General features: G+C 60.1%; 3 protein-coding genes. All 3 read right to left on the reverse strand.

All coding sequences use genetic code 11. The features are described 5' to 3' along the window. Nucleotides 1-15: 15 nt before the first annotated feature. The 3 genes from recD to recC are packed head-to-tail and all read right to left on the reverse strand — an operon-like array spanning nt 16 to nt 9,250. On the reverse strand, nt 16-2,115 hold the full coding sequence (recD, locus tag NTD85_RS05950; protein WP_262141678.1) for an exodeoxyribonuclease V subunit alpha: 2,100 nt from the start codon (nt 2,113-2,115) through the stop codon (nt 16-18). Further along, nucleotides 2,112-5,801 (reverse strand): exodeoxyribonuclease V subunit beta, encoded by a 3,690-nt coding sequence (gene recB, locus NTD85_RS05955; RefSeq protein WP_262141679.1) that lies wholly within the window; start codon nt 5,799-5,801, stop codon nt 2,112-2,114. The genes recD and recB overlap by 4 nt, the downstream gene beginning before the upstream one ends. After that, nucleotides 5,798-9,250, reverse strand: coding sequence for an exodeoxyribonuclease V subunit gamma (gene recC / locus NTD85_RS05960; RefSeq protein WP_262141680.1), 3,453 nt, complete (start codon nt 9,248-9,250; stop codon nt 5,798-5,800). Before recC ends, recB begins: the two co-directional genes overlap by 4 nt. Nucleotides 9,251-9,385 lie beyond the last annotated feature (135 nt).

Consider the following 9,385-nt stretch of genomic DNA (forward strand, 5'->3'; position numbering starts at 1 on the left):
CAATCGCCAGATCTTTCATCCCCGAGCCTCGCCACCCTCCTCCAGTTCCAGCATCAATCCGCTCAGGCGTTTGACCTTGCGTTGCACGGCCTCTTCGAACACGCCTGCGCGAGGTTCGATCAGGGTGAACCAGTTTTTCGCGCGAGTGATCCCGGTGTAGATCAGTTCCTTGGTCAGCACCGGATTCAGGGCATCCGGCAGGATCAGTGCGGTGTGCGCGAACTCCGAACCCTGGGATTTGTGCACGGTCATGGCATACACCGTTTCAACGTCGTTAAGCCGACTCGGCAGCACGAAGCGCACGCCGCCCTGGCCGTCGTTACGCGGAAAGGCCACGCGCAATACCGGTTTACCGGCGTCCGGCCCTTCACGCTCGGGCAGCTTGAGCGCAATGCCGATGTCGCCGTTCATCAGGCCCAGGCCATAGTCGTTGCGGGTCATCAACACCGGACGGCCTTCGTACCATTGCTGGTCATGTTCGATCAGGCGCGCTTTGAGCAAGGCTTCGGTAATCCGCAGATTCAGCCCTTCGACACCCCAAGGGCCCTTGCGCACGGCGCACAACAACTGGAACGCGTCGAATGCCTGCAGTACGTCCCGTGCCCAGTTGATCCAGTCTGGATGCTCCAGCGGTCTGCCCGCCGGAGGGCGTTGATTGCGCAGCACGCTCAGATAGTGGCGGTAGCCCTGTGGCCCGTCGCCATGGCCTTCGAGCAACAGCCGCTCCAGCTTGTGATCATGTTCGCCCCTGAGCGGCAGGGAAAACACATCGTCGTAGTGTCCGGCCGCCAGCAACTGGCGCGCCTCATCCGGCAACTGCTGATTGACCCGCCGCGCCAGTTGACCGATGCCGCTGCCTTCACCGAAACGCCGGGAGTGGCGCAGCATCACCAGTTGCTGCGCCAGGGGATGCGAACCGTCGTTGTCTTCGTGCAAACCGCTGTTCTGCAATGACTCACCACTGACCGACTCCAGCCATTGCCGGGTCTGCGAGTTGTACCAGCCAGCCTCGGCATCGCGGCACAGATCGCCGAGCACCGCACCCGCCTCCACGGAGGCGAGCTGATCCTTGTCGCCAAGCAACACCAGACGCGCATGCGCCGGCAAGGCATCAAGCAGATTGGCCATCATTTCCAGGTCGATCATCGACGCTTCGTCGACCACCAGCACATCCAGCGGCAAGCGGTTGCCGGCATGATGACGAAAGTGTCGGGTACCGGGACGACTGCCGAGCAGACGGTGCACGGTGGTCACGTCGCAGGGGATTTTCTTGCGAACGGCTTCGGCGACCTTCAGCGACTGCACCTGCTGGCTGATGGACTCGGTCAACCGCGCAGCGGCTTTGCCGGTGGGTGCTGCCAGGCGAATCCGCAGCGGCTGACCGGCCTCCACGGCAGGTGCCTGGAGCAACGCCAACAGGCGCACCACTGTGGTGGTCTTGCCGGTACCCGGGCCACCCGTGATGATGCTGAAGGCTCCACGGGTCGCAAGGGCGCAGGCGAGTTTCTGCCAGTCGACCACCGCATCCGGCCTGACGGGGCCGAACAACTCATCAAGACGCTGGGGCAGGTCATCGGGCGGCGTTTCACCTTGAGCCAGGCGTGTGCGCAACGCCCGGTCAATACGGCGCTCATAGGCCCAGTAGCGCCGCAGATACAGACGCTTGCCGGACAACACCAAAGGTCGCTGCTGCGCGGCCTCGCTGGTGTCCGCCGCCAGTGCAACCAGAGAACCGCTCGCCAACGCCTTGCACCAATGGCTGCCGTCCAGTGTTTCGAGCAACTGTGAAGGCAGCAGCAATACGCCACTCTGCACATCGCCTTCGGGTGGCAGCGATAGCGCGAAATCCGGGGCCTTGAGGGTTTCGAACAGATCCAGACACACATGCCCGTGCCCCAACTGATGGCTGGTCAGCGCGGCGGCGAGCAACACCAGCGGATCGGACTCGGGCGCGAGTTCGTGCAGAAAGGCAACGAAGGCCTTGTCCAGCGACCGCAGCCAGCCTCGCTCGACCCAGCGATCCAGCAACAGCAGTAGATCTGCAGCACTCGTCAGCGGCGCCAGGCTCGACACGTGGTCGATACCCGATGACAGATCGGCGAATGTACGATTCATAGCAGGACTCCCTGTTCCCATGCGGGCTCGGCCTTGGGTTCCGGCTTACCCTGGAACAGACGATCCAGCCGCTCGATCAGCTCACGCGGCGGGCGCGCGAAATACACGCCGCGACTGTCAGCCCGGGTTCCCCGCAGGAACACATACAACGCACCGCCGACATGTCGGTCGTAATCGTAGTCGGGCAGCCGCGCCTTCAATTGCCGATGCAATGCCAACAGGTACAGCACGTATTGCAGGTCGTAACGGTTGTCGAGGATCGACCGTTCCATGGCTTGCTCGGTATAGGCCGCATCGTCGACGCCCAGCCAGTTGGATTTGTAGTCAGCGACGTAATAGCGCCCCTCGTGTTCGAAAGTCAGGTCGATGAAGCCCTTGAACATGCCGTTGAGTTGTACCGGCTCGGCGGCCACCCGGGCCACACCGTTGTGGGTGTACTGGCGCACCCACTCATCGAGCTTGAGAACATCGACCTTGTGGCTGGCGAACCAGAACTCCATCTCGACGCGGTACTGTTTCAGTTGCTCAAGCACGACCGGAGACTGTCCGCTTCCAGTCGGCAACGGGGACTTGAGCAGGTGATGCAGCCAGTCACTCAGAGTGGTGATCCAGCCTTCCCATCCGCGCAGGTTGCAGCGTCGGCCAATCGCATCCTTGATCGATTCGTAGGGAACGGCAAAACCTTCATCGCCAGCCCACTCCAGCAAGCCGTGAAGAAAGGTGCCCGGGTTGGGTCCACGGGGGAACCGATGGATATCGGCGCCGCCGGCCACGATATCTCGCGGCGCATCCGGATCGAGGCGCTCATCATCAAACAGTTTTTGCGCTTGCGGACTGTCTGGCGCCTCATCACTGCCAACACTCAACACATCACTGATGCGCAAGGCACTGTAGGAGGCAATCCACCAGTTCTCGCTGGCCTTGCGCTTTGGTACCAATGTGGCACTGAGGATCGCTTCATTGCACTCGGGACGATAAGTCTCCTGCCTGGCCTGCGGCATTTCACCCAGGTTTATTGCCGGACAGTCTTGTTGCAGATCCAGCAACCAACGGCTCAAGCCGGTTGATTCATCCAGCCTTGCACCGCCACCCAGCAGATAGCCAAGCGCCGAAAGATGAAGCACCGAACTGTTGTTATTACCGCGTTTGAGATCCGTTACACCCAGCCAGCATGCATGCTGTGCGCGAGTCAGGGCGACGTAGAGCAGTCGCAGATCTTCGGCCAGACGCTCATCGTCTGCCAGGGCGATCAACTCGGCAGTCGGTTTCAGCGTCACCTGAGCCTTGCCCGAGGCATCGTGGTAATGCAACGGCAAGCGACTGCCATCCACCGGTTTTGCCGAGCAGATGAAGGGCAGGAACACCAATGGATACTCGAGCCCTTTCGACTTGTGGATGGTCACTACCTTGACCAGTTGCTCGTCGCTCTCCAAACGTAATATCTGCTCTTCACCGGCCTGACCGGACAACGCCAGAAGTTCGGCCAGATGACGAATCAGCGCTTGCTCGCCATCGAGTTCCGCTGCGGCCTGCTGCATCAGCTCCGACAGGTGCAAGAGGTTGGTCAGCACCCGCTCGCCATCACTGCGTGCGATCAGGGTCTGCGGCAAGTGAAAGTCGTGCAGCAGACGCCGCAACATCGGCAACACGCCTTGCTTGCGCCACAGCTCGCGATAACCACGGAACTGCATGACCCGGGCTTCCCAGACCAACTCGTCCTGATTCAGTCGCTCCAGTTCAGCCAGAGGCAGATTGAGGGTGATGCAGGCCAGCGCGGCCTTCAGTGAACGCTCGACATCCGGCTCGGCGCAGGCCTTGAGCCAGGACAGCAGATCGTGCGCCTCCTGGGCGGCGAAGACCGAGTCCTTGTCAGACAGATAAACGCTGCGCACCCCACGGGCAGCAAGCTCTGCGCGTACCGCCTGAGCCTCTTTGCCGTCGCGCACCAGAATTGCAATATCGGAAGGCCGCAAGCCCCGGAAGACCTTACCTTCCTGAACGAATCCCGCGGCACCGGTTTGCCCGCCATTGAGCAACGCCGTGATCTCACTGGCACAGGCCCCCGCCAACTGCTGGCGATAGACCGCGCCGGACAGGGGCTGATCGGTGGACAACTGCCAGACATTCAGCGCCGCGACATCTAGCCCGGCGATCTGCAATCGCTCTTTGCGTCCCTGAGACTCAACCGGCTGAAAGGGAACCGGGTTTTCCCCGGTTTTTTCCCGAAACAAAAACGCGCCGCGTCCCAGATCACGGGATTCGGCGCGTTCGAATACATGGTTGACCGCACTCACCATGCCATGGCTGGAACGGAAATTGGTACCCAGCGTATGCAGGCGGCCGGTGGTGGCCTGACGCGCACGCAGGTAGGTGTAGATATCGGCGCCACGGAACGCGTAAATCGCCTGTTTGGGGTCGCCGATCAGGAACAGACCAGTGTCCGGACTGTTGTCTTCAATGCGGTAGATACTCTCGAAGATCCGATATTGCACCGGGTCGGTGTCCTGAAACTCATCGATCAGGGCAACCGGAAACTGTTCGCGGATTACCGCCGCCAAGCGCTCGCCGCTGTCGGATTGCAGCGCAGCATCGAGGCGCAACAGCATATCGTCGAAGCCCATTTCTGCGCGACGACGCTTCTCTTCCTCAAAGCGTGCACCCACCCATCTCGCCGCATGCTGCAATACAGCAGCATCGGGGGTCGGCAATGCGTCGAGGCTCGCCTTGAGCCCCGGCATCGCGTCCAGAGCAGGATGACTCGGTGCCTGGCCCTTCCAGGCTTCGGCCATCCCGTCCGGGGTCAATCGGGTGAAGCCGGTGCCGATATCCAGTTGCTCCATGGCCTCGTCTTCAGCCCAGGCCTTGAGCTTTTCGAACCAGGGCTCAAAGTAGCGCGCCTGCATCTTGCGCCCGTCGACGGCTTTGCTCGCCACGCCCTCGTGACAGATCATCAGCAGTTCATCTGCCCACTGCCGCCAAGGCATCTTCAGCTCGAGCAACGCGGCACGCCGTTCTTGCAGACACTCTTCGATCAACTGCGCAGGTGCCTTGCCTTCGTCGCTGTCGCGCTCACTGCCAAACAGACCTCGCACTCGCGGCAACAGCGCTGCCGGCCCGCCCCAGTTTCCACGAACCCAATTCAGCGCGTCGCCCTGCATCGGGTAACAGAACAGTCGCCAATAATCGCGCAGCACTTCGCCAAGCAGATCGCTGTGATCGGTTTCCAGGGACTGTGTAAACAGGCTGCCGCTGTCGAACGCATGTTCGCGCAGCATGCGCTGGCACCAACTGTGAATGGTCGAGACGGCCGCTTCGTCCATCCATTGTGCGGCGATGTCCAGGCGATTGGCGCAGCCGGGCCATTGTGACGGATCAAACTGTTCACGCAGTTCGGCGATCAGTCCGTCCGGTGCCGGGGTTTCTTCGCGAAAAAAGCGCGCCGCCTCAGCCAGTCGCGTACGGATTCGTTCACGCAACTCTTTGGTGGCGGCATCGGTGAATGTCACCACAAGAATCTGCGGTGGCAATAGTTCTCGCCCGAAGCCGTTCGACTCGCCGCCGTGCCCAAGGATGAGACGCAGATAGAGAGCAGAAATGGTGAAGGTCTTGCCGGTGCCGGCACTGGCTTCGATGAGTTGACTGCCGTGCAGCGGGAATGCCAGGGCCAGCGGTGTCCTGGTGCTCATGTGCGTGCTCCATCGCTATTCAAGGAACGCCACGGCGCTTCATACAAGGGGCGATACAACGCGTCGCACCAACCGGAAAAAGTTTCGTCCGCCATCAACGCATCAAAGTCAGCGAATTGTCGGGAGAGCGCAGGGCTCTCGCGGCGTTCACCTTCGCTGTTCTGACCGTCACCTTCGTAGGCTTTACGGGCAGCAGCCTCGGCCTTGAGCGGGTCAGTCTGAGTAAGCCAGGCGAAGGCCGTTTTTACCGCAATCGGCAATGGCTGGCGCATGCCGGCCTGCCAGGCTAGCAGCAGATCACCAAGGAAACGAACCGCTCTATCCTGCTCCATAGGCTCAAGCAGAAGGGTATCGTCACTCGCCACTAACGCGGTGGTCAGCAAGAGTCCGCTGGCGCAGGCTACCAAGTGATTGACCCAAGGCTTGGTCAAGCGATGCCATTTTCGACTTTTGATCGAGCCGATGCTGTTGGGGATGGTCGTGACTGATAATACTCCACCGTCAGCGCGTTGATGCAAACCGGCGAGCCAACCATCAACACGCACGCCCTGTAACTCAAGATTGATCGGTATCGCACTGGTCAATGGCGTCGGCCACAAAGCCAGTAGTTGTTGGTAACGCTGCAGCAAATCCGGCAACGGCTCGATCAACTCCCTCTGGAGACATTCCCCGAAACCGGCCATGGGCAGCAATCCACTGTTCTGCAAACGCCGAGCCTGATCTTCGAGCGCTCGATCAATATTGTCCGGCTGCCGGAGTGCGGCATCGAGCAGACTGTCGCTGAGCATGTAGCGCTGCAGTGCGTCCAGCACAAAAGGTTCTTCGTCAGCCAGGGGCGCCTCGGCGGCCTCGAAATACACTTTGAGTCGCTGAGTGAAAAAGTGCCGGACCGGGTTACGCAAGAAATCCTGTAGAAGGGGCAGACTCAGTGGCTCTTCCTGAACATGAGGCGCGAGTAGCTCGGCCTCATGCAGTGGCTCATGGCTCTGGTGCAATACCTGCCACTCGCGGGCATAGCTGAATAGCTGATCGCCTTCATGGAAATAGCGCGAGCTGAACGGTTGCAGCGGATGCTCCTCGGTCATGGCACTCAACAGATCCTGATGCTCGTCGATGAGCCGCCAGCCACTGGCGAGGTGGTCACGCAACTGGCCGATCAATACCGAAGCTGGCCGCTCACTGTTGTCACGGATGCTGCGTCCGACCCAACTGATGTACAGCTGACAGCGCGCAGACAGCAGCGCTTCAAGCAACAGATAACGATCATCCTCGCGCCGGGAGCGGTCCCCAGGCCGGTAGTCGCTGCCCATGAGGTCGAAGTCCAGTGGCGGTTGCGCCCGAGGGTAATCGCCATCGTTCATCCCCAGCAAACAGACAAGCTTGAACGGGATCGCGCGCATGGGCATCAGCGTGCAAAAATTTACTGCGCCGGCAAGAAAACGCTGGGACAGGCGCCCCTGATCCAGTCCCGCGAGCCAGGCTTCTCGAACCACCGTCAACGGCAATTCTTCTACTAATCCCACAGATTCACAGGTCTGCAGCCAGGTCTCGCGCAGTTCCTCAAGTTGCGTGAGCAGATAATCGTCGTGCTCGTTGCTGGCCTTGAAGAACAGCTGCATCAGCACTTGCAGTCGCTGTCCCCACACCTTGGGTTGAGCAGCCTGAGTGAGCTCATGATGGGCCAGCTCCAAGGCATCCAGCAGCGCAACCAATGGCCCGATCAACGCGGCATCCAGACCACCGATTTCATCGTAGGGTTCTATACCTGCGCAGGCATTGGAGCTGCCGACCGCGTACCCGAGCAACATTCGCCGCAAGCCGAAATGCCAGCTGTTTTGCTCCAGCTCATCCGGCAAGCCCAGACCGGCACGCTGCTCGGCGTTCATTCCCCAGCGCACTCCCGCCCCTTCGATCCAGCGATGCAGAGTCGGCAAGTCGCGCTCCTGCACGCCAAAACGGGCACGTAATGCGGGAACATCGAGCAGGTCGAGGATCTCACTGACCGGAAAACGACTGTCCGGCAACTTGAGCAGATGTTCGACCGCAATCAGCAATGGGTCGCGGCCACGCTGGCCCTGGTCGGCCAGGGTAAACGGAATGAAGCGTGAATCATGCCGATCCAGTTGGCCAAACACCGCCCGGATATGCGGCGCATAGCTGTCGATGTCGGGCACCATCACGATTACATCCCGTGGACGCAGATCCGGATTGGCACTGAAGCGTGCGAGTAACTGGTCGTGGAGAATCTCCACTTCGCGCTGTGCACTGTGGGCTATGTGAAAACGGATCGACTCATCCTGCGTCAGGTCGACGGCGGGCCAGTGCTCACGCGTTTCATTGAGTGGCCGCAACTCGAGGATATCGTCCTGAAGTTGATTGAGCAGGTTTTGCGGCTGCGCTTCGCTGAACAGGTCGATGCGTCCGTCACGGAATGCCGCACGATAGCTGTTGGGGTCATCATAACTGTCGAGCAGATTAATATAGTCGCGACCTTGTTTGCCCCAGGCGGCGAGTAGCGGATGAGCGTGTTGGTGCAGCGCTTCAGGATCGAGCGCGACCGGCATGCCGGTCTTGCGACTCTGACGCTTGTATTGATGGCGCAGCAGATCCTTGTCGGCGACGATATCGGCCCAGTGATGTCGACAAGGGTTGTGCACACACAACAGCACCTGGCTGAAACGTGCAAGCCCGGCCAATGCTTCAAGCACCTGGGCCGGCAATGATGAGATGCCAAACACAATCACTCTCGAGGGTAGCCCTGCAGGTGCATGCTCAAGAGAGTTTATGCGCTCGATAAACCGCTGGTGAACGCCGGCCCGGCTCTGAGCCATACCCTGCTCACCGACATCCACCAGCAGGGCACGCCACAATTCAGCCTGCCAGCAACTGACCGGGGGCAGTGGCTTTACCTCACCTCTGACATTGCGTAGCTGGTGCCGACCTACGGCCCAATCCTCAAGCCAGTCGGCTCGATACACTTGATACTGGTCAAATAGGTCTGCCAGGCGTTCGGACAACTGGTAGCGTTTACGCAAATCGGTGTCATGGGTGAGGAAGCGTTGTAGCGGCTCGAAATGGGGGCGCTCAATAACTTGCGGTAACAGACGCATCAGTCGCCAGGTCAATGGGGCTTTGTCGAGCAGAGACTTGGCCGGAATTTCTTCTCGGCCCAGCACCATACGGTAAAGCTGCCACATGAAACTGCCGGGGAGCTGCACATCGATCGCAGCGGCTATCCCGCAACCACCGAGGTCGTCCCCTTCAGGGTCTTCCGCCAAGGCCAGCTTGAGCCATTGGGCGATACCGTTGCTCTGCACCAGAGCGATTTCGTTCTCCAAGGGCGCCAATGGATAGCGCCGCATAATGCTGACCACCAGGCTGCGCAGTTCATCCAGACTATTGCTCTGAACCACCATGAATGCAGCATTGAGGGACGAGGCGTCCGGCATAAAAGCTTCCTTGGAAAAGTACAAAAGCCAGGGCAGAACCTTAGCACTGTCGACAGGCTGTGACAGCCGGAAGGATCTACCGCGTGCTGTAGGAACTTTCCTGCGGGCAAAACAAAACCCCAACTGCTTTCGCAA

Source organism: Pseudomonas sp. 13B_3.2_Bac1, assembly GCF_025466205.1.
GTDB lineage: Bacteria > Pseudomonadota > Gammaproteobacteria > Pseudomonadales > Pseudomonadaceae > Aquipseudomonas > Aquipseudomonas fluorescens_H.

What these genes read in the sequence shown, in the direction of transcription:
- recD (WP_262141678.1), bottom strand. Translation starts at nt 2,115, where the DNA reads ATGAATCGTACATTCGCCGATCTGTCATCGGGTATCGACCACGTGTCG.
- recB (WP_262141679.1), bottom strand. Translation starts at nt 5,801, where the DNA reads ATGAGCACCAGGACACCGCTGGCCCTGGCATTCCCGCTGCACGGCAGT.
- recC (WP_262141680.1), bottom strand. Translation starts at nt 9,250, where the DNA reads ATGCCGGACGCCTCGTCCCTCAATGCTGCATTCATGGTGGTTCAGAGC.